Here is a 26,168-nt window from a genome sequence, read left to right as displayed (position 1 = left end):
GGGTGCTCCCGTCCCACCTTCGCGCCTGAGGTGTGGTTTACGTTACAGTTTGGAACGTAATGGTGAGACCGGACAGGGCCTCTGTCAAGGGGCGGCCGAGGGATCCCGCCGTGGAGGCGCGGGTGCTGGAGGCGACGCTGGAGCTGCTGGCCGAGGTGGGCTACCAGCAGACCTCGATCGACGCCATCGCGCGGCGGGCGGGCGTGAGCCGGCCCGCGGTCTACCGGCGGTGGCGCTCCAAGGCGGACATCGTCGCGCAGGCGCTGTTCGGCCAGTCGGAGCGCACGGCGCCGCGGGTGTCGGGCGACCTGCGGGCTGACCTGCGGGCGTGGGTGGACGCCGTGGTGGCCCGCTTCGGCCGGCCGGAGGTGGTCCAGGCGTTCCTGGGGCTCATGGCCGACCTGCCCGACAAGCGGCGCTTCGGCCTCGAGCTGGTGCGGCCCCGCCGTGCGCACCTGGCCGGGACGCTGGCGCAGCCTGGCGTGCGGCCGGGGGTGGACCAGCATGTCTTCCTCGAGATGCTGGTGGGCGCGGTCTTCCTGCGCGTGGCCACCGGGCGGGACGTGAGCGAGCCCGCCTATGCCGACGAGCTGACCGAGCTGCTGTACCACGCCGTCGTGGGCATGTGACTTCCGTCATCCTCGCCGGACTTGATCGTCCAGCTACGCCCGGGGCACGCAGGACCAAAAGACTCAGTGAACGTCGGTGTCAGGCACGCGGCTTGGTCAGAATCCTCCAGGTCTTCAGGGCGGCGACGGCGCGCTCGCCGATGGCGTCGACACCCCGCTGCCCTGCGGTGTCGGCCACCCAGTCGAGAATCACGGCACCCGGTCCAGTCGCCCAGCGGCGCACCGCCATCCGGCGCACGTATGCCGCCGTGCCGGCGACGTCGGTCCACAACGGATCCGACCAGTCCACGGTGGCAGTGCCCGCCACCTTGCCCCCGACCTTCATCGGCAGCGGACCAACTACCGCTTCTACGCGGTCGCGTCCGGACGGGTGGTCGGATGACGGCGGTGAACGGACCTTCGAACTCGCACTCGTCAGTCCCGGCCGTGGCAGCCGCGGTCACCGGCCATCGAGCCGGCGCCGCAGCGGCAGGAGCGCCACCAGGTATCCGGCGGCGGCGACCGGGAGCAGGTCCAGCGTCGCCACCGGCAGCAGGCTGCTCACCAGCACCAACCCCACGCTCCACCGGGGCAGGAGGCGCAGGTACGCCGGCATCCCGGTGAGCGCCACCACGCCGACGTACAGCAACTGCGGCCCCACCTGGTAGAAGGCGAGATCCACACCGGGCAGCGCGCGGGCGTGCTGCGGTTCGGCCACGCAGGCGGCGGCCCGCTCGTGAGCGACGAGATTGTCCGCCACCTCGGCCGCGACCGCGCCATCATCAGCTTGCCAAAAGGCCTGTCCGTCGACCCGAGACCGAGGACGCCTGGCATCATCGGCGTCGTGCGCACTTCTCCTCGGCGGTGATCTCGACGGGACGACCGCCGTGGGATCACACGCCTACCGCTCCGTCGATCCGCTCACGGAGCAGGTCGGCGTGTCCGTTATGCCGGGCGTACTCCTCGACCATGTGGATGAGTACCCAGCGCAGCGATACCGTCCCTCGCCATGAGTCGTCGCCCACGATGTCGAGGTCGGGCGCCTCGGCGACGAAGTCATCGGCGAATGCCACCTCGGCGCGCCAGGCCTCCCAGGCCGCGGCGATGACCGCGGGGTCGGGCGCTGCACCGTCGAAGTCGTCGTCGGGGTGTTCCTTCGAGGAGAAGTGGGGTGGCGCGTCCTGCCTGGCCATCACCTGCCGGAACCAGCGGCGCTCCACATCGGCGAGGTGCCGGATCAGTCCGAGCAGCGAGAGCGTGGAGGGTTCCACAGATCGTCGAGACAACTCCGTCCCCAGGCCCGCGCACTTCAGCTCCAAGGTCGCACGCTGAGCCCCTAGGAAGTCGACGAGCATGCGTCGCTCGTCACCGGTGGTACGAGCGTTCAGCCGGCGATCGTGCTCGGCGGCGATGAACATCTCGGCTCTTCTACGGGGGACGGTCATGGCTGCATATCAACTTTCTGATCGTTTGGTTTCGGAATGAGGTTGGGGCGCAAGGTCGGGGTTGGCGCGGGTGAGATGCAGGCCGATGCCGTAGCCGGCGATGACCACCAGGGTGTAGGCGTCGATCGGGGTCCGCTCGGCGTCGTAGGCGACGCCGGCGATCGTCACCGCGGGATCGCCGGCGGACAGACCGCAGCGTTCGGCGTCTGCGGCGTTCAGGATGGCGGGTTCGAGGCGTTGGAGGCTCTCGGCGACGCGGCTGCCCGCCAGTGACAGCGCATCGACGATGGTCGGGCTGGACGTGAGCACATCCGTGGTGATCCGGTCGGCGATATCCAACGGGATGACGTCGGTCGCGACGCCGTACGGCACGCCGTCGCGGAGCCGGGTCGCCCGGTAGCGAACCACTGGTGCACCGATCGGGATCCGTAGCAGGGCGGCGGTCGCCTCGTCGGCGGCGAGGGTCTGCCGGGTGCGGCCGAGTTCCCGTACATGGTGGGCCTCGTTGTCCAGGTCGTCGAGGAAACCGGTGTAGACGGGGCCCGAGCGCGGTGACAGCGGCTCGATGGGCAGCGTGTCGGCGACATAGCTGCCCGACCCTCGGCGGCTGGTGACATATCCGGCCCGCCGCAGGTCGGCGAGTGCCTGGCGGATCGTGCTACGGCTGGCCGCCATGTCGCGGGCCAGGTCGTCCTCACTGGGCAGGCGTTCGCCAGGCGCGTAGTGCCCGGCCAGAATCCGGCTCTTGAGGGACATGGCGATGCGGACGTACAGCGGGCGGTCTGGGCCTGGTGGGCGTGCCATGGGTTCCCTGTCCGATCACAGGCCCGTGGGCATCGACAGCTCGCCGGCCGGCCGGGTGCGCGCCGTGATGCGCTCGTCGGCGTCGGGCCGGCGACGCACGAGGTCAGTGTGCTCGAGTACGCCTTGGCCCAGCCGCTGGGTGGAGCGGATGCCGTCGTTGTGCGGGAGCAGCAGGTCGCCCTCGACCGGAAGAGAGCGCGGGCCGAGCTTGGCGATGACGGCCTGAGGAGCGATGCCAGTCATGGGTGGACCTCCGTCAGCTCGCGATGGACGGCGGTCTTGGTCGCCGAGGGGGCGTAGGAGGCGTCGAGCGCGGCGGCCTGGGCGTCCCTGAGCGCTTGCCGCGTGAAGCCGTGCAGGTCGTGGGCCGCCCGCAGCTCCTGGTTCAGCGTGGTCTGGAAGTAGGCGGGGTCGTCGGTGTTGAGCGTCACGACCAGCCCGGCCTGCGCCAGGTCGCCGAGCGGGTGCGAGCTCAGGTCCTGGACGAGTTTGAGGCTCGCGTTGGAGCTGAGCGCCACCTCCAGCGGGATCCGGTGTTCGACCAGGTGGGCGACGAGTGCGGGATCGTCCAGGCACCGGATGCCGTGGCCGATCCGGTCGGCCTTCAGCGTGCGCAGTGCCCCCCAAACGCTCTCGGCGCCGGCGGTCTCTCCGGCGTGCGGGAGCGAGGCCAGGCCGTTGGCCTTCGCCTTGGCGAAGGAGGAGGCGAACAACTCGGGCGGAAACCCGGTCTCCACCCCGCCCAGCCCGAGGCCGACGATGCCCTGCGGGGCGGTCCGGCCCAGCAGGAAGTCCACGGTGAAGTGCGAGCCGGGGTCCTCCGACTCCCGGGAGATGTCGCAGATCCAGCCGAGCTCCACGCCGTGATCCGTACGCGCGCGACGCCGTCCCTCCTCCAGCCCGGCCGCGTACGCCTCCAACGCCACGCCGCGCCGGTGGTGGTGCAACGGCGTTGTGGTCACTTCGGCGTACCGGACGTTCTGCGCTGCGAGCTCGGCGGCGAGCGCGGCGGTGGTGTCGGCGAAGTCCTCGGCGGTGCGCAGGACGTCCAACCCCGTCATGAACAGCCGGGCGAAGTCGTCGAACCCATCGAACCGGTACAGGGCCGCCAAGTCGTCCGGCGACTGGGCGGAGAGGTCGACGCCGTTACGCCGGGCCAGCGCGAACAGCGTCGCGGGACGCAGCGACCCCTCCAGGTGGACGTGCAACTCCACCTTGGGCAAACACTCGATCCAGCTGGTGATGTCCATCTCAATCTCCAATCTGTAAGGTGGACCATACAAATATCTCTGGCGATCATGCAACCGAAGAGGCGACCCCGCGTGATCAAGTGGCGTGAATTCGAGGCGGCCGACTGCTATCGGCCGGCGTCGTGGGCACAGACGAACAGGACGCCGATCGTCGATGACCTCGGTGAAGGCTCGGGCTCATCGCGCGCCGTCCTGTCGCGTGGCCGTGGTGGGCTTGTTCGCGTTCTTGGTCGGTGAGGCTCCAGGCGTCCGGTACGCCGTTCGGCGAGCGCCATTGCGCCCTCGATTTCGGCGGGATCCTCTTCGGGGAGCATGCCGAGCTCTTCCGGTTCTTGCTTCGGCGCTTCTGGTCCAGCCGGGGGACATCGGATTCAGGCTAGCGACGACCTGACCGTCGAGGGCGTGGACGAAGAGGCAGGCGAAGAACGTCCTCGCTGTCCAGGCCGCAACGCAGCCGGTCGCGAATGTCAGGGAGCATAGGGTTGCTGCCAAGGAGACCGATTGATGGGGGAGTGGTGATCGCACAGCGCGGGACGAGGGCCCAGACGTCGGAGCCGAGCTCACCCTCTGTGACAACGAGCACGGGGCGAGAGGCCCACCCCGAGGACCTGCGACCTCTCCCCGGCAACCCCGTGCCCGCCCTCAGCGGCTCCTGACCATCCTGCCTGCCGTGCGATTCGGTGTCCTGGGGGCCTTGGGGGTGTGGTCCGCCGATGGCGAGACGGTCGCGGTCGGCGGACCGCAGCTGCGTGCGCTGCTGGCGCTGTTGCTGCTGAACGTGGGCCAGACGATGGGCGTGCGGCGGCTCGTCGAGAGCCTGTACGGCCCGCAGGCACCGAGCGGTGCGGCGCACGCCCTGCAGTCCCAGGTGTCCCGGCTGCGTCGCCGGCTCGGGGCCGCGGGCGAAACAGGGGATCTGCTCCAGTTCGGTCCCGCCGGATACCGGCTGCTCGTCGATCCCGACGACGTCGACATGCACCGATTCGAGCGGCTCGCCGGCGAAGGGCGGCACGTGCTCGCCGCCGGAGATCACGGTGGCGCCGCGCGGCTCCTGGACGAGGCCCTGGGACTGTGGCGGGGGCCGGCGCTGGCCGACGTCGTCGACGCGCCCTTCGCAGGGGAGCAGGCCGCCAGGCTGGAGGAGTTGCGGGTCGCCGTACTCGAAGACCTGGTCGAGGCGCGGCTGGCGCACGGTGAGCACCGCGACCTGGCGGCGGAGCTGCCGGAGATCGTGGCGGCGCACCCGCTGCGGGAACGCCTTCGCGGACAGCTCATGCGGGCCCTGTACGGGAGCGGTCGGAAGGCCGAGGCGCTCCAGGTGTTCGAAGACGCGCGGCGGACGCTGGCGGAGGAGCTCGGTGTCGATCCCTCTCCTGAGCTCGGCGGTGTGCACATGGCGGTGCTGCGCGCCGGGCCCTCGCCCGCCGAGGCGGCGCGAGGCGGCGTTCCGGCCCAGTTCACCAGTTTCGTGGGGCGCGACGGCGACCTCGAACGCGTCCGCGCGCTGCTCGGCGAGCGACGCCTGGTCACGCTTACCGGGCCGGGCGGGGTCGGCAAGACCCGGCTGGCGGTCGAGGCCGCCGGGCGGGAGCAGGATGAGGTCCGCTTCGTCGACCTGGCCCCGCTCGCCGACGGCGCAACCGCCCCGCAGGTCCTGATCAACGCGCTGGGCCTACGCGAGGCCGGGCTGGTGCCCGGGCCGTCCGGTCCGCTCGACCCCGTGGAACGGCTGATCGCGGGGCTGGCCGATCGGCGGGTGCTGCTCGTCCTGGACAACTGCGAGCACGTCGTCGGCGAGGTCGCCGCGCTCGCCCGTCGGCTGCTGTCGGCCTGCCGGGACCTGCGGATCCTGGTCACCGGCAGGGAGAGGCTGGGCATCACCGGAGAGACGCTGCACCCGGTCCCGCCGCTGGACGGCGGCGGTCAGGAGGCGCTCGGCAATCCGGCGGTGCGACTGTTCGCCGACAGGGCCGCCGCCGTGCGGCCCGGTTTCCTGATCGACGGCGCCAACGTCGACGCGGTGCTGCGGGTCTGCCGGGCGCTCGACGGACTGCCGCTGGCGATCGAGCTCGCGGCCGCGCGGATGCGGTCGCTGACGCTCGAGGAGGTCGAGGCCCGGCTGGACGACCGGTTCCGGCTCCTGTCGCGTGGCGATCGTTCGGCGGCGCCCCGACACAGGACGCTCCGCTCGGTCGTCGGGTGGAGTTGGGATCTGCTGAGCCGACCCGAACAGGCGCTGGCCGCGCGGCTGACGGTCTTCAGCGGCGGCGCGCCGCTCCATGCGGCCGTCCGGGTCTGCGGGCCGTCCGAGGGCGAGGTCGTCGAACTGCTCGCCGACCTCGTCGACAAGTCCCTGGTGGAGGCCGGCGGGGGCCGGTACCGCATGCTGGAGACCGTCCATGAGTTCTGCGCCGAGCGGCTGGCCGGCGACGGCGAGCGGGAACAGCTGAGGGCGGCCCACGCGGCGTACTTCCTCGAATTGGCCCGGGCCGCCGAGCCGCACCTGCGCGGCCCTGACCAGCTGGAGTGGCTGGCCCGCCTCGACGCCGAACGCGGCAACTTCCACGCGGCGCTCCACTGGGCGGCGGGGGCCGACCCCACGCTCGGGCTCCGTCTGCTCGCCGCCCTGTCGTGGCAGGGGCAGTTGCGGGGGTTGCCCGGCGAGCGAGCCTCGGTGGCCGCCGGCCTGCTCTTGACGATCGGCGACGAGCCGCCTGCCGGTCTCGAAGAGGAGTACACGCTGTGCCTGGCGCACGCCGCGGCCGCCGACGACGCGCACGATCAGCGACTGCGCGATCATCTGGAGCGCCTTGCCGATCGGCGTCTGCGATACCCGTTCCTGCGCGTCCTGCGGTTCATGGTGAACGGTCCCCGCCGCGCGGACGGGGAGGTCCCCGCCGATCCGTGGTCTCAAGCGTTCGCCCGCCTTGAATCCGGGGTCACGAGCCTCCTCGGCGGCGAGCGGGACACCGCCGAGCGGGCGTTCCGTGCCGCGCTGGAGGGGTTCCGCGGGACTGGGGACCGCTGGGGAGTCCTCGCCGCCCTGGAGCAGATGGCCGGGTTCGCGGACGAGACGGGGTTCGCCGCACTGATGGCGGAGGCGGTTGACCTGGCGGGACGGCTGGGCGCGGTGGAGGACCTGACCAGGCTGCTCGTCAGGAACGCCGACGGGCTGGCCGAAGCCGGCAGGCTGCTCGCCGCGGGCGCGGAGTATGAGCGCGCCATCGAATTCGCCCGCCGTACTGGAACGCCCGAGACCCAGGCCGGCGCCCAGCGCGGGCTCGCGGACGTCGCGCGCCTGCGCGGCGATCTGTCGGCCGCCCGCGAGCTGTACGACCTGGCGCTGCGAGGCTGCGACCGGACATCGATGAGCGCCGCGCGGACGCGCTGGCGGATCCTCATCGGCCTCGGCCGGGTCGCGGAGGCCGAGCAGGACGCCGGCCAGGCCCGCTTCCGCTACCGGCAGGCCCTCGCCACCGCGCGCGCGTACGGTGATCGTCCGGCGGCCGCCGCCTCGGCTGAGGCTCTGGCAGCGGTGGCCGCGTTCGACGCCGGTGGACGGTGAAGGGCCGGTGTGCGGGTGGTGAGTGGGTGGTGAGCGGTCCCTGCCAGCCTCGTGGTCATCGCCTACCACTGACAGGAGACCGATATGACGGACCTGAAGGGCAAGACCGCGCTGGTGACCGGCGCCTCACGGGGAATGGGCCGCGCCATCGCCCAGCGACTGGCCGCGGACGGCGCGCTGGTGGCGGTGCACTACAGCCGCAACGCCGACGCGGCCAAGGAGACGGTGGCCACGATCGAACAGGCCGGTGGCGAAGCCTTCCCCGTCCAGGCGGAGTTCGGCACGGACGGCGACGTGCGGACGTTGCTCACCGGCCTGACCGCGGGCCTGCGGGGGCGGCAGCTGGACATCCTGGTCAACAACGCGGCCTGCGGAAACCAGGACACGGTGCGGGCCGGGTCGGTCGATCGGCTGACCCCTGGCCAGTTCGACGAGGTCTTCGCGATCAACGTGAAGGCGCCGCTGTTCCTCATCCAGGCCACACTGTCGCTGATGCCCGACGGCGGGCGCATCGTCAACATCTCCTCGCTCGCCACGCGGGTCGCCCTGCCCGGCCAGATCGCCTACGCGATGACCAAGGGCGCCCTGGAGGTCATGAGCCGGACGCTGGCGAACGCGCTCGGCGAACGCGGCATCACGGTGAACACGGTGAGCCCCGGCGCCACCGACACCGATGTAACCGACACCCTGCACAACCCCGAGACCCGGACCATCTTGTCGGACCTGACCGCGCTCGGCAGGATCGGCCGGCCGGCCGACATCGCCGACGCCGTCGCATTCCTCGCCTCGGACGACGCCCGCTGGATCACCGGCAACGTGCTCGACGCCACCGGCGGCTCGTACCTCGGCCCCATGTGGGCACGCTAGTCTCCCACCGCGCCGAGGCAGTCGCACCGCGCCTGTGGTGTCCGTGTCACGGGCACCACAGCGCGTCGGCGGCGCAGCCGATGCTCGTCTCGCAGGCGTCCGCGGATCCAGACTCGGTCACCCGACAACTTGCAGGAACGTCATCATGATGAGGAGGAGATGTCCGGCCTCGAACGTTCCGGCGTGTCGCTTGTTCATGTGTTGCGGTCTGCCAGTGCTCGACCCGAGTGTCGCCGCATCGACTCCGCTGGGAGTGCCCGACAACGTCATTCCGCCGTCCTGCGTTGTCACCACTGCGGTCGGGTGCGTTGCCGGGCTCAGCGGTGCAGGGCGGTCTCCCGCTCCATGTGCGACAGCTTCTCGGGATTGCGCACGGCGTAGAGCCCGGTGATGAGACCGTCGTCGATGCGCACCGCCACGACGGTGTCGACCTCACCGTCGAGCCGGAGAATCAGCGCCGGGTAGCCATTGACCTGTGCCGGCTGCAGCGATGCCGCGGCGCGGATCCTGGTCAGCACCTGGGCCACCCTGTCGGCCCCCACGACGGGCGCCAGCGCGGTCTGCTTGATTCCGCCACCGTCACCCAGGAGGACGACGTCCGGCGCGAGGATGTCGAGCAGGCGTTGCAGATCGCCCGTTTCGACCGCCCGTTGGAACGCCTCGAGCGCGTCTCGGGTCTCGGCAGGGGAAACGGCACCGCGCGGTCGGCGCGCGGCGACGTGTGCCCGCGCCCGGTGGGCGATCTGGCGGACCGCGGCCGGGCTCTTGTCGACGGCTTCGGCGATCTCGTCGTAGTCCAGATCGAACACCTCGCGCAGCACGAACACCGCCCGCTCGGTCGGCCCGAGCGTCTCCAACACCAGCAGCATCGCCATCGAGACGCTGTCGGCCAGCTCGACGTCCTCGGCCACATCCGGCGCGGTCAGCAGCGGCTCCGGCAACCATTGGCCGACGTAGGACTCCTTGCGCCGCCCGAGCGTGCGCAGCCGGGCGAGCGCCTGACGCGTGGTGATCCGGACCAGGTAGGCACGCTGATCCCGCACCGCATCGAGATCGACTCCCGCCCACCGCAGCCAGGTCTCCTGCAGGACGTCTTCGGCGTCCGCGGCCGAGCCGAGCATCTCGTAGGCGACGGTGAACAGCAGGTTGCGGTGGGCGACGAACGCCTCGGTGGCGGAGTCCGGGCGGTCGTCCTGGCTCATGTCCCCGCCGCGATCTTCGGGCGCGGTCTGCGACGTGCCGGACATGGGGTGGCTCCTGTTCGCTTTCGACTGTGTCACTCCCACCAGACGTCGGACGCCGCCGTTTTGTGACACCGAGACGGTAGCCAATCCTTGTTGTCCGCGCCAACCGACGTGACGCCGAGGCAGCGTCGTGAGCAGCGGTGCGTCGGATATCACCCGATGGAGCCACCTGTTTGTGGCGCACGTCACCCGTCCGCGCTGTCACAAGGATCGGGTCGTCGGCATCTTGTGTTCGTTCAGTGCGATACGCGACAACACGAGGGATGCTTCTTGGAACCCCGCTTGAACCTCTTCGGCGGCCCGCTCGCGCGACCCAGGATCTGGTGCTGCTCCGCGCCAGTCGGATCAACGGGCATCCGCATCGTTGACGCGGCCGGTGGCGTCACGGACGAGGCCCGGGCGAACGCCGCCAAGCATGACGACGAGGAGCAACGCGCCGCCCTGGTGGTGCTCATCGCCCTGATCAACGCCACCAACCGCCTGGGCGTCATCACCCGGCTGCCGGGCGGCGACCACCAGCCGGGCCAGTTCTCTGTGTGGAAGGAACATCATGAGTTCAGCGCTTGAAACCCTTCGCCGTGACTTCGGCGGCGACATCATCGAACCGGGCGCAGCGGAGTACGAGTCGGCCAGTCGCTCGGTACTGGCTTCGGGTAGTCCGGCCTATGTCCTGCGGCCCAAGAGCGTCGAGGACGTGCAAGCGGGTGTCAGGTTCGCTGCCGGCACAGGGCTTTCGCTGTCCGTGCGAGGCGGCGGCCACGGCTTTCCGGGCTTCGGCACCAACGACGACGGCGTCGTGATCGACCTCAGCAACCTCGCGACCGTGGAGATCATCGACAACGAACGTCACCTCGTGCGGATCGGCGGCGGCGCCACCTGGGGTCAGGTCGCGGCCGCCTTGGCCCCGCATGGCCTGGCGATCTCCTCGGGCGACACCAAGAGCGTCGGTGTCGGTGGGCTGACGTTGACCGGTGGCATCGGCTGGAAGGTCAGGAAGTACGGCCTGGCCCTGGACAACGTGGTCGCCGCAGAGGTGGTCACCGCCAATGGAGAGGTCGTGCGTGCCGGCGCGGAGGAGAACCCGGAGCTGTTCTGGGCGATTCGCGGTGGCGGCGGCAATTTCGGGATCGTGACCGCCTTCGAGTTCGCGGCACACCCGACGACAGACGTCTTCTACGGCAAGATCGCCTTCCCGGCGTCGGAGGCGGCCGGCGTGCTCCAGGGCTGGGCGGACTACCTCCGCACCGCCCCCGAAGGGCTCACATCCATCGCGATGTTCGCCAATCCCTTCGCCGGCGGACCCGAAGCGCCGGTCGAGATCCAGGTCGCCTTTGACGGCGATGACCCGGAGCTCGCCGCGAAGGCCATCGACCCGATCCGCCGGCTCGGTACGGTGATCGACGACGATGTCGCGCTGAAGCCCTATGCGGACACGCTCGTGGATGGCGCGACCCCGCCGCCTGGCATCCGGCTCGTCACCCGGAGCGCGTTCGTCGACAAGGAATCGGTGTCCGAGGTCCTTCGGATCCTTGTCGAGGTCGGGGCATCGGAGCGATCGCCGTTCATCGTCGTTCGCAGCGTCGGCGGTGCGGTGTCCCGAGTGCCCGACGACGCCACCGCCTACGCGCATCGCCGAGCGGAGTTGATGTTCGTGGCCACCACCGCGGGTCCGGAGCCGGTCGTCGAGGCCTCTCGTCCAGCTCTGGAAGCGATCTGGCGGAGACTCACACCTCACGTCAGCGGCGCCTACGCGAACTTCCTCGCCTCTGCCACCGAGGAGGATGTCGCCGCGATCTATCCAACGCAGACCTATGAGCGGCTCGCGGCGGTCAAGCGTCGGTACGACCCCGGCAACCTGTTCGCCCGCAACCACAACGTCCGGCCTCAGTAGGCCTTGTTCACCGTGCACCGCTTCCTGGACGAGGCCGCGCCGCTCGTCGCAAGGTCTGGCGACCCGGCCGCCGCAGGGCGGGCACTCCTCAAGATCGTCGACTCCTGCGGGTGTTCTCCGGCGCCCAGGGCAAGCCGGCTGTTGGTCAAGGGGGCCGAGTCAGCACATGGTCCAGGTGGCCGACTTGGTCCTCCGCGCCGGCGAGGTGAGCTGGAAGGTGACGGTGTGCGTGGACCCGAGGTCGGGGTTGATCTGCTTCTTCGAGCCGAAGTAGTCGCCCCGGCTGTGGGACGGCATCCGCCTGGAGCCGCTTTCGATCACCTGTCCGTCGACGAGCCACCGGTAGGAGAACGGGGCTCCCATCTCGCTCGCGTCCAGGGCGATGCCGAAGCTCACCGGCCCTGAGTAGCAGGTGACGCCCGCGTCGTTGATCCTGGACGCGCCGGCGACCCGCACGTAGGCGAGGCTGAACGAGGCGGCCTTGGGCTTGCTCGCGGTGGGCGACGGAGGCTTTGTCTCCGGCCTTTTGGTCGCCGGCTTCTTGGTCGCCGTGAAGGTGTTCGCAGGCGTAGGCCGGACGGTGGCGCGCTCCTGCGACGGCCTGGGGGTGGGGCGCGGGCGCTTGGTCGTCGGGGTGACCGCCGGGGTTCGGGCCTTCTTGGGCGCGACGGTCTTCCTGTGCTTGGTGGTGGCGGAGGGGGACGGCTCGCTAAAGCCGGCGGCCTGCGCCGGCGGGGCGGGGTCGGCGTTCAGCCAGGCGTTCCAGCCGACGACGCCGCCCGCCAGGCACACGGCGACCGCTCCGGAGACGCCGGCGATCAGCGGCCGGCGCAGTGCCCCGCGGCTTGGCGGGAGGGCGCGGGGCGGGCCGCCTGCCGGAGCGCACCGGGGTCCGGGCGTGTGCTGGCCCTCCACCGGCGGGTGCTGGTTTCCGCTGGTGGTGGCCGGTTGCCCGCCGAGAAGGCGCAGCAGGACGTCCCGCATCTGTGGGCGGGCACCCGGGTCCTTGGCCAGGCAGGCGTACACGACTGAGCGCAGTGGCTCCGGCAGGTCGCCCAGGAACGGCTCCTGGTTCAGGATGCGAGTGATGACCGCAGGCAGTGAATCGTTGCCGAACGGTGGCGTGCCTGTCCCCGCGAACACCATGACCGAAGCCCAGGCGAAGACGTCAGCGGCCGGGCCGACGTAGGCGCCCGCGAGTTGTTCGGGGGCCATGTACGCGGGCGTTCCGACGACGCCGCTGGTGACGGTGACCGCGGAATCGGCGACGTGGGCGATGCCGAAGTCGACGACGCGCGGCCCGTCTCGTCCGAGCAGCACGTTGGCGGGTTTGAAGTCGTGGTGCACGATGCCCGCCTCATGGATGGCGGTCAGTGCGGTGGCCGTGCTGACGGCCAGGCGCTGCAGGTCGGCGCCGTCATGGCGGCCCGCCTGCTGCAGGGAGGGCCCTTCGACGTACTCGCTGACTATGTACGGACGCCCGCCCGCCGAGGCGTCGAGCATCTGGGCGATGCAGAACGGCTCCACGCGCCGGGCCGCGGCGAGCTCCTTGGCGAAGCGGTTGTCGTCGCCGACGGGCTGCCGCAGCACCTTGACGGCCACCGGCCGGCCGTCCGGGGCCTGACCGAGATAGACGACGCCCTGGCCACCCTCGCCGAGCCGTCCGACGATCCGGTAGGCCGCGATCGCTTGGGGGTCGTCTGGGCGCAGCGGTTCGGCATTCGGCATAAGTGGAGTGACTCCTGTGACGGCCGGAACGGACCTCATGCACCCTAACGGGATAGATCACCATTTGTAGGCGCGTTACGCGATTCCCGCCGCAGCGCGCTTTTGTCAAACGCTTCCCTGAACCGACTCTCCCACCGCCATGGCCAGGCGCGTCGTGGCCTCCCACATCACCTCGGGCGCCGCACGATCGCCCGGCGAGCGTCCACTTCTGACGTCCAGACCGGGTCAGCTCCATGCCACTGGCGCTCTGCGTGCCGCTCACGATATTTCCCTCTTCGCAGACGACTTCCCTGGCCAGACGCATGGTCGGCACCTCTTGGATCAGTGCCTCCCTTGTGCGGATATCAGGGCGGCGAGTGCCGGACTCATCCCCGAACGCGCAGTCCGAAAACGGGCCTCGTGGTGGACGACGATCACCCTTTGCGGCCTGCGGCAACGCTCTACTTTGGGGCTCATCGCACCGACCCGAGCGGAGGCCAGGTCCTTGCGGTGAGAGCATCAACGTGCTGCTCGCCGTAAAGAAACCCGACGCCGTCGCAGTCCAAGACCCAGCTCGACGCGGTGGCCCCGACGCGATGTTCGGGCAGCGCGCGCACCGGAGCACCGTCGAAATTCTCTGGACGCGGCCCGCACCCGGCGCCTACGCTCGGCCCGGTCGAACACCCCGGACCAACCGAGACCACTCGATGACTTCTGCCCGGTGATGGAGCCGGCGTGGGGCGCGCGTCCCCTCTCCACGCCAGCGCTGGACGGCTCCAGGCGATGACCACGGGTCGGCACATTCGGACGCCGACGACCCCGGGTGGTCCGCCCCGTCGGGCAGCGAAAGGGACGCGCCGTGTCGTCGGCGACCTACCGCACCCTGCTGCACACGCCAGGCGTCGCGGCCTTCTTCCTGACCGCTGCCGCCGGCCGAGTCGGCATAGCGATGACCAGCCTTGGCATCATCTGGCTGGTGCACGGCCAGACCGGCTCCTACGCGCTGGCCGGACTGGTGACCGGCGGCTTCGCCGTCGCCGAGGCGTTGGTCGGGCCGCAACTCGCGCGGCTTGTCGACCGCTTCGGCCAGACCCGAGTGCTGCCGCCCACGCTGCTCGCTCACGCCGCGGCGGTGGCCGCGCTGCTGGCGGTGGTCACGCTCGGCAGCCCGAACTGGCTGATCGTGGCGGGCGGGGTGGGAGTCGGGGCGACCATCCCGCAGCTCGGCGCACTGTCCGCGGCCCGCTGGTCAGCTCTGCTGCGCGGCGACAGGTCCGCGGACCTGCCCACCGCCTTCGCGCTGGAGTCGCTCAGCAACGGGCTGGCCTACCTGGCCGGTCCGGTCCTGGTCAGCGCAGTCGGAGCGAGCGGGCATCCGGGGCTCGGTACGGTGCTGGCCGCCACCCTGGTGGTGTCCGGCGGGCTGGCCTTCGCCGCGCAGCGTCGCAGCGCACCGCCGCCGGCATCCGGTGCTGCCGAGCGCCACCGTGCGGGCCGCTCGCTGCTGCGGCCCGGATTCGCCGTGCTGGTCGGCATCAACCTCGCCATCGGTGTGTTCTTCGGCGCCATGCAGGTCTCGGTGGCGGCCTTCGCCGTACTGCACGGCGCTGCGGGCGCGGCCGCTCCGATCTACGCAGTGTCGAGCTGCAGCGGCCTGCTGGCCGGCTGGCTGTACGGGCTGCGCCGGTGGCGTGTGGCGCCGAGAGTGCAGTTGGCGCTTGTGGCGGCTGGCGCGGCGCTCGGCTGCCTGCCGCTGCTCGCGGCCGACTCGTTGCCGGGACTGGGGTTCGCGATCGCGCTGACCGGTATGGCGGTCCCCCCGATCCTGGTGCTCTCGTCGGTGCTCGCCGAGGCAGCCGTCCATCGAGCCGTCCTCACCCAGGCGTTCACCTGGTTGAACTCGGCGAGCGCGGCAGGCTCGGCCGGCGCAGCGGCGGTTTCCGGCCGGGCGGTGGACGCATTCGGCGCGCACGGCGGCTTCGCGGTCGCCGCGGCGGCCACCGCCGTGATGGCGGTGCTGGCCGTGGCCGGAGTGCGCGCACTGCAGCGGCAACCATCGCGTGAGGAGAGGGACGAGTGAACGGGTCGCCAGGCCAGCCACCGACCCCTGCCCGAGATCGCCGCCGCGAGCGACCCCCTCTACCCGCTGGGGCTGATCGACCTCGTCGGCGGCTACATCGCCCACGGAAGCCCGCAAGACGCCGGCCATCCTGCCCGGCTGAGCTCTGTGAACTCCGCCGAGACGGTTCACCTCGTACGAACGATATCCGGATCAGGAAGACGCCCCCTGGCGCGACAGCCCCCAGAGCAGGGGCGCTCGCCCTTACAGAATGGACGGCACGGATGCGGACCTGGAGTGTAGCCGAGCAGCACTTGGCCTCCAAGGACCCGGAAGCTGGAGCGGGTGAGGATCGGCTGGTCGTCCTTCGAGACCCACTCGGGGCGCTGCGGTGCGTTGCGGTGATCGATGGAGCCACGGACAAGAGCGGACGCGACTACGGCGGGCTGAGCGGTGGGGCGCGTGCCGCCGAGCAGGTCGCCGACACCTTGACCCGTCTTCCCGTCGATGCGGGACCACAGCAGGCGGTGCGGGAGATCACCGCCGATCTGGCCCAATTACGAGCCCGCTGGGGGATCGCCACCGACGACCTGGTCGCGCCCTGCGCGGTGGCCGCGGTCATGTTGCCGCAGCAGGGTCTGGTGTGGCGGGTCGGAGACGTTCACGTCGCGCTCGCCCGCAGGACAAACGGGGTCGAGCCCGGATCCGAGGGTGAACACGAGCCCGGACCGGGACCGCACTGGGAGCACCATAGCGGGGACAAACCGCTGGATCGGGTGCTCGCCGGAACCAGAGCGATCTACCTGCACTGCCTGCTGGCCGGCGACGGTGACCCCGGCGTGCTCGCGGCAGAGGACCCGGGCCGGGCCCTGATCCTGCCCGTGTTGCAGCGGCAGAGCATCCTGGCCAACCAGGCCGGCCCCTACGGGTACGGGGTGCTGGACGGCCGCCCCGTCCCCGAGCAGTTCATCGAGATCTTCCCGCTGAAAAGCGTCGATCAGGTGGTGCTGGCCTCGGACGGCTACCTTCGCGCCGAAGCCAGCCTCGCCCTGGCCGAGCACCGGCTGGCCACGTCTTTGGCTGCCGACCCGCTGCGCATCCACGAGCACCCGGCCACTAAAGCGGTTCGGCCTGGTGCGGCCAGCTTCGATGACCGCACCTACCTCCGTCTGACCTGGGGATCAGCACCCTCCATGGACACCGTGTGAGCGTGTCGAAGATGACGATCTCCACCGGGCGTCCGGGCGCCGGTCTGTGCGCGCCGACGTCGCTGTTCGCCGTACTCCAGGCAGGGGGAGGAGCAGCCGCGCTCGGCCTCGTCCTCACCGCCAGCATACTGACCTTCATCGTGGTCATCCCGGTCGCCGGGGTCCTGGCCGACCGCGTCCCGCGCATGACGATCATCAGCACCTGCCAGCTCACCTGCGCCCTGACCCAGCTGATCGCCGCCAGCGTGGTCATGACGGGGATGGCGCACACCTGGTCGCCGGCCGTCCTGGCCGCCGCCACCGGAGCCGTGAGCGCCTGCTTCCAACCCGCGGTCAAAGGCATCGTCCCCCAACTGGTCGACCCCGAGGACCTGGTGCCCGCGCTCTGGGACGGCGTCACCTTCCTGGCCTCCGCCGCCGTCTTCGCCACGCTGCGGCTGCCGCCCGCGGGCCTGGAGGCGCCCGGAAACGTGGCAGGGTTGGCGGCCGCCGACCAGTCGTCGACGGCGACAAACGTGCCGCCATCCTCGCCCGCCGCCAGCGCGGCGAATCCATCCGCGCCATCGCCGCCGGAGTCAAAGTCTCCATCTGCGTCGTCCACAAGACTTTCACGGACGCCCAGCCGGGCCGCTCTTGAAACGGTCCGGCTGAGGTTGACGAGATCCGTCTGATCATCGCGATCAGACGGGATCTCGTGTTCTCAGGGTTCCCACGTCACGTCACCGCGGGGCCGGGCAGTTGGTTGAGCGCAGCCACGAGCTGCTCCTCCTCATAGTCGAAGTGGCTTTCCAACTCAGCGGCCAGACGGTCGAGATCGGCCCGGAGCTGGCGGAGATCGTCCTGCCTGAGGGCGTCGTTCAGGTCGCGGTGGATACGTGCCACCACGACGTGCTCCTGTCTCAGCTTCTCCAAAACGGGTCGCAGCGCGGGGAAGTGCTGTTCGAGCAGGGGAAAGCCGATGTGGTCCTCGCCCTGGTGGTGCTCATGGAGGGCTTCGCAGAAGGTCAGGCAGTGGGTTCTGAGGTCCAGGTCCAGCCGCGGCGGGTGGGCGGCGGCCTGGGTGCGCAAGGCGGTGAGCTGGTCGCGGAAGCGGGCGTGGATGGCGATCAGCTCGTTGCCCACGGCGACGGCCCGCTGGAGGTCGTCGGCCACGCTAGCCTGCCAGGGGCGGGTAGTCGGTGTAGCCGCGGTGGTCGCCGCCGTAGAACGTCTCGTGGTCCGGTTCGTTGTACGGCCCGCCGTTCCGGATGCGGGCGGGCAGGTCGGGATTGGCGAGCCACAGCCCGCCGAGGGCGACGACGTCAGCGACCGGCAGCGCCGCCTCGGCCTCCTCGGCGGAGGCGAACATGCCCGCCACGGGGTTGATCCCGGTGTGCGGATTGAGCACGAGCGTGCCGGGCCACACCGACCGCAGGTGCTCGGTCACCGGCCGGTTGCCGATCTCCAGCAGGTGGACATAGGCCAGGTCGGGCCGCAAGGCGCCGAGCAGCGAGGCGTACAGCGCGGATGGGTCGCTCTCCTCGATGCCGTTGTAGGGGTTGCCGGGAGACAGGTGGATGCCGGTCCGCTCGGGGCCGATGGCCTCGGCCACCGCGTGGGTGACGTCGAGGGCGAAGCGGGTCGGCTCGCCGTACTCGTCGTCACGCAGGTTGACGTTGTCGGACAGGAACTGGTGGATCAGGTAGCCGTTGGCGGCGTGCAGTTCGACCCCGTCGAACCCGGCGGCGATCGCGTTGCGCGCGGCGGCGACGAAGTCGGCGATCGTCTCGGCGATCCCCTCCAGCGTCAGTGCCTGTGGGACGGGGTGGTCGAGCTTCTCCCCGGTGTGGCTGATCATGTGGCCGCCGGACGGCACGGCGGACGGGGCCACGGGCAGCCGCCCATCGGGGTAGAGGCTGGAATGGGCGACCCGGCCGCTGTGCCAGAGCTGCGCGACGATGTGCCCGCCGCGCTCGTGCACGGCGTCGGTCGCTCGCTGCCACGACGCGACCTGCTCGTCGGTGTACAGGCCGGGCGTGTTGATGGAGCCCTGGCCGATGACCGACGGCTGGATGCCCTCGGTGATGATCAATCCGGCGGTCGCGCGCTGGGCGTAGTACTCCACCATCAGGTCGGAGGCCAGGCCGTCGTAGGCGCGGCTGCGGGTCATGGGCGACATGGCCAGGCGGTTGGGCAGGTCCAGCTTGCCCACGGTGACGCTGTCGAAAAGGCTCTTCGTCATGTCGCAGACGCTACGGACGGGACCACTGGGGCCGATTCCGTAGCGCCACTGGATAGCGTTACCGGTATGTATGAGGGGGAAAGGGCGGATCTCCTGGCCGCCGTCGAGCGTACGGCAGGCGGTATCAGCACCGCCGTGGTCCTGTACGGCGAGCCGGGCATCGGCAAGACCACGCTGCTGGACGGTGTGCGGGCGACGATCCGGATCAGCGGGATCGAGGCCGAGGCGGCCCTGCCGTACGCGGCCGTGGACCGGTTGCTGCGCCCCGCGGCCGCGTTGATCGACGACCTGCCGCCCGCCCTGCGTGATCTGGTGACCCGGCCGCAGGAGGATCCGTACCTGGTCGGCCTCGCGGTCCTCACCCTGTTGTCGGACCTGGCCCCCGTGACGGTCGTGATCGACGACGCGCACTGGCTGGACCGGCAGTCGGCCGAGGCGCTGCTGTTCACCGCGAGACGGCTGGACGCCGACGGCATCGCCATGATCTTCGCCGCTGAACCCGGTTTCGACGCGCCCGGCCTGCGCGCGCTCACCCTGAACCGCTCGGCGGACGCGGCGGGCCTGCTGGACGGCATCGAGCTGAACCCGCAGGTCCGGGAGAGGATCATGCGGGAGGCGGAGGGCAATCCGCTGGCGCTGCTGGAGTTCGCCCGCGCGCTCACCCCCGAGCAGCGGCTCGGCCAGGTCCTGCCCGTGTCCGTGCTGCCTGCGGGCAACGCCGTCCTGGCCAGGTTCGGGCACCGGCTCGCCATGGCCGTGCCGTACGGGAGCCGGCTGCTGCTGACCCTGGCCGCCGCCGAGCGGGACGGCGACCTGGCGACCGTCATGTCCGCCGCGGCGGCGCTCGGCCTGTCCGAAGGCGACCTGGCCGGGGCCGAAGGGGTGCTGCGGGTGAGCGGGATACGGCTCGCCTTCCGCCATCCCCTGGAGCGCAGCGCGGCCTACTACCTGGTCCCGCTGACCGACCGGCTGCGGGTCCATCGCATTCTGGCAGAGGCGAGCGCGGATCCGATCCGCCGCCTCGGACACCTCGCCGCGGCCACGCTCACTCCCGACGAGCGCGTCGCGGCCAAGCTGGAAGATCTCGCCCGGCGGGCCGATCCGGCACTCGCGGCCTGCATGCTCGACCACGCCGCGCAGATCAGCCCGGTCCCGGCGGAACGGGCCCGGCGCAGCAGCGAGGCGGCGCGCAACCTGCTGCGCACCGACGACTACGAGCGCGCGTTGCCGCGCCTGGCCGGGCACGCCGGCGTCCGCGACACCCTCCTCGCCGGAGACGATCAGGCCGCCCTGGCCCTGGTGACCAAGCAGATCGCCGAGCTACGCGAACGCGGCACACCGGGCGAGCTGCCGGCCCTCCTGGGCTTGTACGCGGAGGCCCAGATCGCGGCCGGCCGGTACGGCGAGGCCCGGGCAGCCCTCGACGAGGCGGCCGGGATCACCGGCATCGAGCCGCCTGCCGAACTGCTGGCGGAGATCGCCGCCATCCAGGGAGAAGCCTCGGGCTTGCCTGGACTCCTGGCACTCGGGCAGGGCCGCTACGAAGAGGCGATCCCGCACCTGCAGGCGGACTGGCGGGCGCGGCCGGAGGCCATGACCGTCGCCGCCGACCTGGTGGAGGCCACGGCCCGGGCGGGCAGGCCCGATCTCGCCGCCGAACCGCTGGACCGGCTCACCGCCTGGGCTCAGGCCGCGGGCCGCCCCTGGGGCCAGGCGGTCTCGCTTCGCGCCCGAGCCTTCCTCGCGCCCACGGAGGAGGCGGGGGAACTCCTGGCGAGAGCCGTCCACCTGCATGAAGGCGCGGGCCGCCCCTTCGAGCAGGCGCGTACGGCGCTGCTGTTCGGCCAATGGTTGCGCCGAGCGGGGCGCAAGGCCGAGTCGAGGCGCCCGCTGCAGCTGGCCGCGGAGCAGTTCGACCGCCTCGGCGCCACGCCATGGGCCGAACGCGCTCACGGCGAGCTGCGCGCGGCAGGTGCGCCGGCCGTGACCGCCGCCGGGCCAGAGGATCCGCTTGGCGGGCTGACCCCGCAGGAACGCCGGATCATCCGGCTGGCCGCGGCAGGCGTCAGCAACCGCGAGATCGCCGCGCAGCTCTTCCTCAGCCCTCGCACGGTCGAGTACCACCTCTACCGCGCCTACCCCAAGCTCGGCGTCAGCTCGCGCCAAGATCTTCGCAGAAAGATTTCCGGGCGAACTTCTTGAACAGGAAGAAGTGCAGCTTGCGTGCCGTCCGACGAGGGTACCGCTCGTGCGGTCCCGGCTCGGGTCGCCCGATCTCGCCATCGTGGTCAGGCCGGCGATCGGACAGGCCTACTCGCGAGCTTGTGCCGTTCGGTCTCTGCCAGATCGTCGGTTGCTGAACACCAGGGCTCATCGAGCCGTGGTGTCCGTGGCCGAGATCCTCATGCTGGGGCACGAGGTTGTGAGGCCCCGTGGGCAGGCAATCCGCTTCAAGCTCGCCGAAGACGGTCTCGGTCAGGTGCCACGATCTCTGCCGGCCGGGGTGGTTACGAGGACGCCTTCAACGCTCGCGAGTGATGACCGGATGGTCATCACGGCCAGGTCCAGGGCTGGTGGCGATGTCAGGCAGGCTTCGCGCTGCGAAACGAGCGCCGGTAGGTGTCAGGTGGGACCCCGACGATCCGTTTGAACTGGCGCCGAAGTGTCGTGGCGGTACCCATGCCGGTAGCGAGGGCGACCGCCTCGATGCTCTCGTCGGTGGTCTCCAGCAGCTCCTGGGCGCGACGTACGCGCTGGGTCAGGAGCCACTGAATCGGCGTCTGCCCGATGACTGACCGGAACTGCCGTCCGAGATTGCGCGGGCTCGTGTTCGCCTTCCGTGCCATGTCGGTCACCGTCAGCGGCTGGTCCAGCCGTTGCTGGACCCAGGCGAGCAGGTGGGCGAGCATGTGGTCGCCCGTGACCTGCATGGGCGTAGCCACGAACTGGGCCTGACCGCCGGGCCGATGTGGCGGCATGACGAGGCGACGGGCGACGGAGTTGGCGATGGTGGCACCGTGGTCGAGGTGGATCAGGTGCAGGCAGAGATCCACGGCGGCGGCCTTGCCCGCGGCCGTGAGCACGCTGCCGTTGTCCGTGTACAGCACGTCCGGGTCGACCACGGCCCGCGGATGGCGTGCGCTCAACTCCGCGGCATGAGCCCAGTGGGTGGTGGCCCGCCGACCGTCCAGCAGGCCTGCGGCGCCGAGCACGAACGCTCCGGTGCAGAGGGAGGCGACCCGGGCACCCGCCTCGTGGGCCGCGCGCACGGCTTCGATCAGCTCCGCCGGCGGCGGATCGTCGATGTCGGCGCATGCGGGCACGATCACGGTGTCGGCGCCGACCAAGCGCTCCAGCCCGTGGTCGGGCTCGACCATGAACGGGCCGACCTGCACCGGCCCGGGCCCGCAGAGCAGTACGTCGTACCAGCCCTCCGTGGCTTCTTGCGGGGGATTGCCGAAGATCTCGTAGGCCACGGCCAGTTCGAAGTGCAGCAGGTGACCGGCGGCTAGCAGCGCGACAGTGGGCATGTCCGAAAGTGTACGGATGATGTCGTTCCGGACCATCACAGTCGGGTCCCGCCGGCGGCGAGACTGGGCTCATCAGAACATCGAGATCGGGGAATGATGAGCACGGCGACTGCAGTGGTGGTATACGGCGCGACAGGGCACACCGGTCGCTTCATCGTGGCCGAACTACGAAGGCGTGGCTTCGCCACTGTCCTCTCCGGCCGTGACGCGGCTCGGCTGGAGGCACTGGCGGCCGAGCGGGCAGATGTGGTCGTGCGGCCGGCCACCGTGGATGACGCGAGCTCACTGGACCGGGCTCTCGCCGGCGCAGCGGCTGTCATCAACTGCGCCGGACCGTTCGCGGTGACGGGAGGCCCGGTCGTCGAGGCAGCCTTGCGCGCGGGGATCCCGTACGTCGACGTGGCGGCGGAGATCGAGGCGAATGCTGCGATGTTCGCCGACCATGCGGAGGCAGCCCGAAAGACCGACACCCCCGTGGTGCCGGCGATGGCTTTCTACGGTGGACTGGGCGACCTGTTGGTGACCGCGGCGATGGGAGAGTGGACTGCCGCGGACGTGGCGCACGTCGCGTACGGCTTGAGCAACTGGCATCCCACGGCGGGCACCCGGGCGGCCGGTCAGGTGTCCCATCAGCGTCGCGCGGGCCGTCGGGTGCGGTTCGCGGACGGCGCGCTGCAGTACCACGACGACAAGGCATCAGAGCAGAACTGGCTCTTTCCGGAGCCACTGGGCCGGCGAGCGGTGATCGCGGAGTTCACCATGGCCGACGTCGTCACCGTTCCCAGCCACCTGTCCGTGCCTGAAGTCCGCACCTACATGACCGTCGAAGCCGCGAGAGACTTGGCCAAGGAGGACACGCCGGCCCCGGAGCCGGTCGACGCTCTGGGGCGGTCGAACCAGACGTTCGTCGTCGACGTCCTGGTCCGCGCAGGTGGCGTCGAGCGACGAGCCACGGCCCGTGGCCAGGACATCTACGCGGTCACCGCACCACTGGCGGTGGAGGCCGTCGAGCGAATCCTCGCCGGGCACACGCGGACGACGGGTGTGGCCTCGGCCGGCGCGATGTTCGACGCAGCGGACTTCCTCCGGGCGCTGACCCCGCACCTGTCGGTCGAGCTTCCGCATTGACCGGCCACGCGCTTGTGCGGCTGCCCTCAGCACCGGAGTCTCCGGGTACACCCCGCCGTTGAAGCTGCCCGCTACGACGATGTAGCCGGAGTCGCGGGCAGGCGCACTCCATGACGCACCGAGCAGGTGGCGGCTGGGCCGTCAGCTTCGACGGACCTGTCCAGTGGGTAAGGACGGTGGGACTTCGGAGAGGATCGGCATGCCCTGGCCTACGACCCGAACCCGGACGAGGCCGAGCGTGACCGGGTGCTGCGGGCGGTGGCGGCCTGCCCCGTCCAGGCCATCCGTGTCGACGGGCCCGCCACCCACGTGACGAACGGGAAGGTACGTCGTCAGCGGCTCAGCCGGTGATCTCGTAGACGGCGATCTGGCCCTTCGAGAAGCGGAGCGTGGCGTAGGCGTCGAGGTCGGGCGCGACCTGGATCTTCCGCCCGCGGTCGGCCACCAGCCAGCGCACGCCGTACCGCTCCCTGAGTGAGCGGACCGCCTGCGCGGTCGGAGCGGAGAAGGCGGCGTCGTTGGCCGCCAGCAGCGCGCCGTCCCAGAACGGGCGCGCGGCCATGGACTGACGGTTGACGTCCTCCAGCGAGGCCAGGTTCTTCGCGGTGTAGCACCAGCCTTCGACCAGCACGCGCCGCTCGGCGTAGGCCGACATCCAGAAGTGCCTGCTGTCGCACCTCCCGGTGGGGAGACGGCAGTGCGCGTTGGTCGCCACGACGTCGCCGGGGTCGGAGTGGTCGCGCAGCCATCGCGCGGCTTCGATGCCTCCCTCGGGGATCTCCCGTACCGTGGGGACGCTCGTCGGCGTCAGCTCGCTGGTCACCGACAAGACAGCCGAAGGTGCCGAGAGCCCTGTGACCAGCAACAGCACCGCCGCTCGCCGCCACGGGACGCGCCGGAGCGACACGGCCACGACGATCACGATCAGGGCCAGGACGCCGAAGGGGAGGATGAAGGCCTCGCTGAGTCCCGCGTCGCCGAGTTCGGCGAGTTCTGGCGGGGACGGGTCCCCGGCCGCTCTGGACAGGAGCAGGACGGCCGTGCCCGCCGCGATGGCGGCGACGACCAGCAGGGGGCGCAGCCGCCGGGGAACCGGGTCGAGCGCGGCCAGCACGCCGACGGCGGCGACGATCCACAGGTACGGCCGGGCCGCCGCGAGGAAGTAGAGCTGGCTCATCCCGGGATGCCCCAGGAGCAGCACCGCGCCGAGAGCGCCGAGACCGATCCCGAGGAACAGCGTCAGCGTACGGTCGGAGCCGGATCCCGGATCGCGCCTGGGGCCGAACACTCCCGCCCAGAGGGCGGCCCAGGCCAGCAGGAAGGTCGCCGACACGACGATCGGAGCGAGGGAGACCTCGTCGATGAGGGACTTCGTCGGCCAGGCGCCCACCTGCCTGACGACCGTGGAGAACGGCCACGGCCGCATTCCCTGCGATGCCCCGCCGAAGAGGACGAACTGGGCGAACGCGAGCGTCGCCAGAGTGACGGCGGCGAGGAGCAGGAGGTTCCTGTCCACCCTCCGCGAGCGTATCCAGTCCACCGCGACGAGCAGGCAGACGCCCGCGAGCAGCAGCGGCAGGTAGGTCGCCTTCGCCCCGGACAGAGCGACGAGCAGCACGGTCACCGGAACGAAGATCGTCTTGGTCTGGCCTCCCTCGCGCAGCAGGCCGATCACCAGCAGGACCAGGGCCCCGAAGAGGGCGGCGCCGAAGGTCTGCGTGGGGCTCAGCCACGCCCACGCGTTCAGCGTGCCGACATCGAAGACGCCACCCAGCCACGCGTACGGGTTCGGCGGCGCGAGCAGGTAGGCCGCGGCGAGCGCGAGCACCCCCGGCAGCCACGAGCGGGTGATCATGAACGCGGCGGCGGGGACGAGCACGACGAAGACGGCCCACATCGGCAGCGTCGTCAGCCGGAACAGGAGCGTCTGGGCCTCGATGCCGGTCGCCCAGCTCGTGGCGGCCATGTCCGCGTAGACGAACCAGTGGTAGGACAGCGGCTCGCCCAGGACCTGCGGCACCGTCGGCGGCATGTGGTGTCTCAGCTCGCCGACCAGCGAGATGTGGAACGGCATGTCCATATAGGGCGCCGCGTTCCCCGGCCAGCTCAGTCCGTGGCCACGGAAGAAGGTGAGTCCGCTGGAGACGACCAGGTAGCAGAACACTGCGCTCATCGCGCAGCCGTACCGGAACGGGATGCGGGGGCCCTCGGCGGAGCGCCAGTGCCGCCGCAGCCTGGGGACCGCGAGGAAGGTCAGGATGACCAGCGCGGGGCCGAGGACGGCCAGCCGCGGCTGACCCGCGGCCCTGGCCGCCATGTAGGTGAAGATCTCGAGCACGTACCCCAGCGCGGTCCCGGCGGCCAGGTCGACGGCCGTGGGCAGCGACAGCCGGGTCAGCGCGCGCCAGAGCAGGGTGCCGGGGACGGTGACACCGAGCGCGACGTAGGCCGCGAAGAGGGCGACGTCCCTCGGCGGGGTGTCGTGGGCCAGCAGCGTTCCCACGGCCACCACCAGGGCGAGCACGCCGGGGAGCGCGCCGAGCCACCGAGGTCCGGGCCGAGGCCGCGATGGCCGGCTCCGCACGATCCCGGCGTTCTGGGTGATGGCAGTCGTCATCGGGTCATCCCCTCAAGCCGCGAA

The 26,168-nt window shown here is 70.9% G+C and carries 23 protein-coding genes; 11 read left to right on the top strand and 12 right to left on the bottom strand.

The window, feature by feature from the left end:
* The first annotated feature begins 59 nt into the window (after positions 1-59).
* Positions 60-629 (top strand): TetR/AcrR family transcriptional regulator, encoded by a 570-nt coding sequence (locus AB0B45_RS24005; protein WP_358134173.1) that lies wholly within the window; start codon positions 60-62, stop codon positions 627-629.
* A 79-nt stretch (positions 630-708) separates the two neighbouring features.
* Here AB0B45_RS24005 and AB0B45_RS24000 read toward each other — a convergent pair whose 3' ends face one another.
* From AB0B45_RS24000 to add, 6 genes are all read right to left on the bottom strand, one after another.
* Positions 709-954 carry a hypothetical protein gene (locus AB0B45_RS24000; protein ID WP_358134171.1) on the bottom strand — a complete coding sequence of 82 codons (246 nt, stop codon included), beginning with the start codon at positions 952-954 and terminating at the stop codon, positions 709-711.
* A gap of 114 nt (positions 955-1,068) precedes the next feature.
* The gene (locus tag AB0B45_RS23995; RefSeq protein ID WP_358134169.1) at positions 1,069-1,368 is read right to left on the bottom strand and encodes a hypothetical protein; all 300 of its coding nucleotides are present in this window, start codon (positions 1,366-1,368) and stop codon (positions 1,069-1,071) included.
* A 133-nt stretch (positions 1,369-1,501) separates the two neighbouring features.
* Positions 1,502-2,053: a DinB family protein gene (locus tag AB0B45_RS23990; protein WP_358134167.1), complete on the bottom strand. Its 552-nt coding sequence runs from the start codon at positions 2,051-2,053 to the stop codon at positions 1,502-1,504.
* 9 nt (positions 2,054-2,062) lie between these two features.
* Positions 2,063-2,857, bottom strand: a complete 795-nt coding sequence (locus tag AB0B45_RS23985) for a GntR family transcriptional regulator (protein WP_358134164.1) — start codon at positions 2,855-2,857, stop codon at positions 2,063-2,065.
* A gap of 15 nt (positions 2,858-2,872) precedes the next feature.
* On the bottom strand, positions 2,873-3,100 hold the full coding sequence (locus tag AB0B45_RS23980) for a hypothetical protein (RefSeq protein WP_358134162.1): 228 nt from the start codon (positions 3,098-3,100) through the stop codon (positions 2,873-2,875).
* Positions 3,097-4,107 (bottom strand): adenosine deaminase, encoded by a 1,011-nt coding sequence (gene add / locus AB0B45_RS23975; RefSeq protein ID WP_358134160.1) that lies wholly within the window; start codon positions 4,105-4,107, stop codon positions 3,097-3,099. The genes AB0B45_RS23980 and add overlap by 4 nt, the downstream gene beginning before the upstream one ends.
* A 670-nt stretch (positions 4,108-4,777) precedes the next feature.
* Here add and AB0B45_RS23970 point away from each other — a divergent pair.
* Both AB0B45_RS23970 and AB0B45_RS23965 read left to right on the top strand, forming a co-directional pair.
* The gene (locus tag AB0B45_RS23970) at positions 4,778-7,672 is read left to right on the top strand and encodes a BTAD domain-containing putative transcriptional regulator (protein ID WP_358134158.1); all 2,895 of its coding nucleotides are present in this window, start codon (positions 4,778-4,780) and stop codon (positions 7,670-7,672) included.
* A gap of 84 nt (positions 7,673-7,756) precedes the next feature.
* Positions 7,757-8,539 carry an SDR family oxidoreductase gene (locus AB0B45_RS23965; RefSeq protein ID WP_358134155.1) on the top strand — a complete coding sequence of 261 codons (783 nt, stop codon included), beginning with the start codon at positions 7,757-7,759 and terminating at the stop codon, positions 8,537-8,539.
* Positions 8,540-8,856: 317 nt separating this feature from the next.
* Here AB0B45_RS23965 and AB0B45_RS23960 read toward each other — a convergent pair whose 3' ends face one another.
* Positions 8,857-9,741, bottom strand: coding sequence for an RNA polymerase sigma-70 factor (locus AB0B45_RS23960; protein WP_358134531.1), 885 nt, complete (start codon positions 9,739-9,741; stop codon positions 8,857-8,859).
* A gap of 324 nt (positions 9,742-10,065) precedes the next feature.
* On the opposite strand from AB0B45_RS23960, the gene AB0B45_RS23955 reads away from it, so the two are divergent.
* Together AB0B45_RS23955 and AB0B45_RS23950 are read left to right on the top strand one after the other, a co-directional pair.
* Positions 10,066-10,350, top strand: a complete 285-nt coding sequence (locus AB0B45_RS23955) for a hypothetical protein (RefSeq protein ID WP_358134152.1) — start codon at positions 10,066-10,068, stop codon at positions 10,348-10,350.
* On the top strand, positions 10,334-11,674 hold the full coding sequence (locus tag AB0B45_RS23950; RefSeq protein ID WP_358134150.1) for an FAD-binding oxidoreductase: 1,341 nt from the start codon (positions 10,334-10,336) through the stop codon (positions 11,672-11,674). Before AB0B45_RS23955 ends, AB0B45_RS23950 begins: the two co-directional genes overlap by 17 nt.
* Before the next feature lie 159 nt (positions 11,675-11,833).
* Here AB0B45_RS23950 and AB0B45_RS23945 read toward each other — a convergent pair whose 3' ends face one another.
* Positions 11,834-13,402, bottom strand: a complete 1,569-nt coding sequence (locus AB0B45_RS23945) for a protein kinase (protein WP_358134147.1) — start codon at positions 13,400-13,402, stop codon at positions 11,834-11,836.
* An 838-nt stretch (positions 13,403-14,240) separates the two neighbouring features.
* On the opposite strand from AB0B45_RS23945, the gene AB0B45_RS23940 reads away from it, so the two are divergent.
* From AB0B45_RS23940 to AB0B45_RS23930, 3 genes are all read left to right on the top strand, one after another.
* Entirely contained in the window at positions 14,241-15,461 is a 1,221-nt protein-coding gene (locus tag AB0B45_RS23940; RefSeq protein WP_358134144.1) for an MFS transporter, read from the top strand.
* Positions 15,462-15,841: 380 nt separating this feature from the next.
* On the top strand, positions 15,842-16,648 hold the full coding sequence (locus AB0B45_RS23935; RefSeq protein ID WP_358134142.1) for a hypothetical protein: 807 nt from the start codon (positions 15,842-15,844) through the stop codon (positions 16,646-16,648).
* 2 nt (positions 16,649-16,650) lie between these two features.
* Positions 16,651-17,319: a hypothetical protein gene (locus tag AB0B45_RS23930; RefSeq protein ID WP_358134139.1), complete on the top strand. Its 669-nt coding sequence runs from the start codon at positions 16,651-16,653 to the stop codon at positions 17,317-17,319.
* 43 nt (positions 17,320-17,362) lie between these two features.
* Here the strand turns inward: AB0B45_RS23930 and AB0B45_RS23925 are convergent, their stop codons facing one another.
* On the bottom strand, positions 17,363-17,800 hold the full coding sequence (locus AB0B45_RS23925) for a hemerythrin domain-containing protein (protein WP_358134138.1): 438 nt from the start codon (positions 17,798-17,800) through the stop codon (positions 17,363-17,365).
* Between the two features lies 1 nt (position 17,801).
* Positions 17,802-18,869: an alkene reductase gene (locus tag AB0B45_RS23920; protein WP_358134136.1), complete on the bottom strand. Its 1,068-nt coding sequence runs from the start codon at positions 18,867-18,869 to the stop codon at positions 17,802-17,804.
* Between the two features lie 66 nt (positions 18,870-18,935).
* Between AB0B45_RS23920 and AB0B45_RS23915 the strand changes: the two genes are divergently transcribed.
* Positions 18,936-21,071 (top strand): LuxR C-terminal-related transcriptional regulator, encoded by a 2,136-nt coding sequence (locus AB0B45_RS23915; RefSeq protein ID WP_358134135.1) that lies wholly within the window; start codon positions 18,936-18,938, stop codon positions 21,069-21,071.
* Positions 21,072-21,451: 380 nt separating this feature from the next.
* Here AB0B45_RS23915 and AB0B45_RS23910 read toward each other — a convergent pair whose 3' ends face one another.
* The gene (locus tag AB0B45_RS23910; RefSeq protein ID WP_358134134.1) at positions 21,452-22,399 is read right to left on the bottom strand and encodes a helix-turn-helix domain-containing protein; all 948 of its coding nucleotides are present in this window, start codon (positions 22,397-22,399) and stop codon (positions 21,452-21,454) included.
* A gap of 93 nt (positions 22,400-22,492) precedes the next feature.
* Between AB0B45_RS23910 and AB0B45_RS23905 the strand changes: the two genes are divergently transcribed.
* Positions 22,493-23,527 carry a saccharopine dehydrogenase NADP-binding domain-containing protein gene (locus AB0B45_RS23905; RefSeq protein WP_358134133.1) on the top strand — a complete coding sequence of 345 codons (1,035 nt, stop codon included), beginning with the start codon at positions 22,493-22,495 and terminating at the stop codon, positions 23,525-23,527.
* 204 nt (positions 23,528-23,731) lie between these two features.
* Positions 23,732-23,878 (top strand): ferredoxin, encoded by a 147-nt coding sequence (locus AB0B45_RS23900; protein ID WP_358134528.1) that lies wholly within the window; start codon positions 23,732-23,734, stop codon positions 23,876-23,878.
* On the opposite strand, the gene AB0B45_RS23895 is transcribed toward AB0B45_RS23900, so the two are convergent.
* Positions 23,868-26,144 carry a hypothetical protein gene (locus AB0B45_RS23895; protein WP_358134131.1) on the bottom strand — a complete coding sequence of 759 codons (2,277 nt, stop codon included), beginning with the start codon at positions 26,142-26,144 and terminating at the stop codon, positions 23,868-23,870. The genes AB0B45_RS23900 and AB0B45_RS23895 overlap by 11 nt on opposite strands.
* Positions 26,145-26,168 lie beyond the last annotated feature (24 nt).

The organism is Nonomuraea sp. NPDC049152 (assembly GCF_040648355.1).
Lineage (GTDB): Bacteria > Actinomycetota > Actinomycetes > Streptosporangiales > Streptosporangiaceae > Nonomuraea.
Note: the sequence above shows the minus strand (reverse complement) of the source record. Positions and strands in the feature narration are given on the sequence as shown.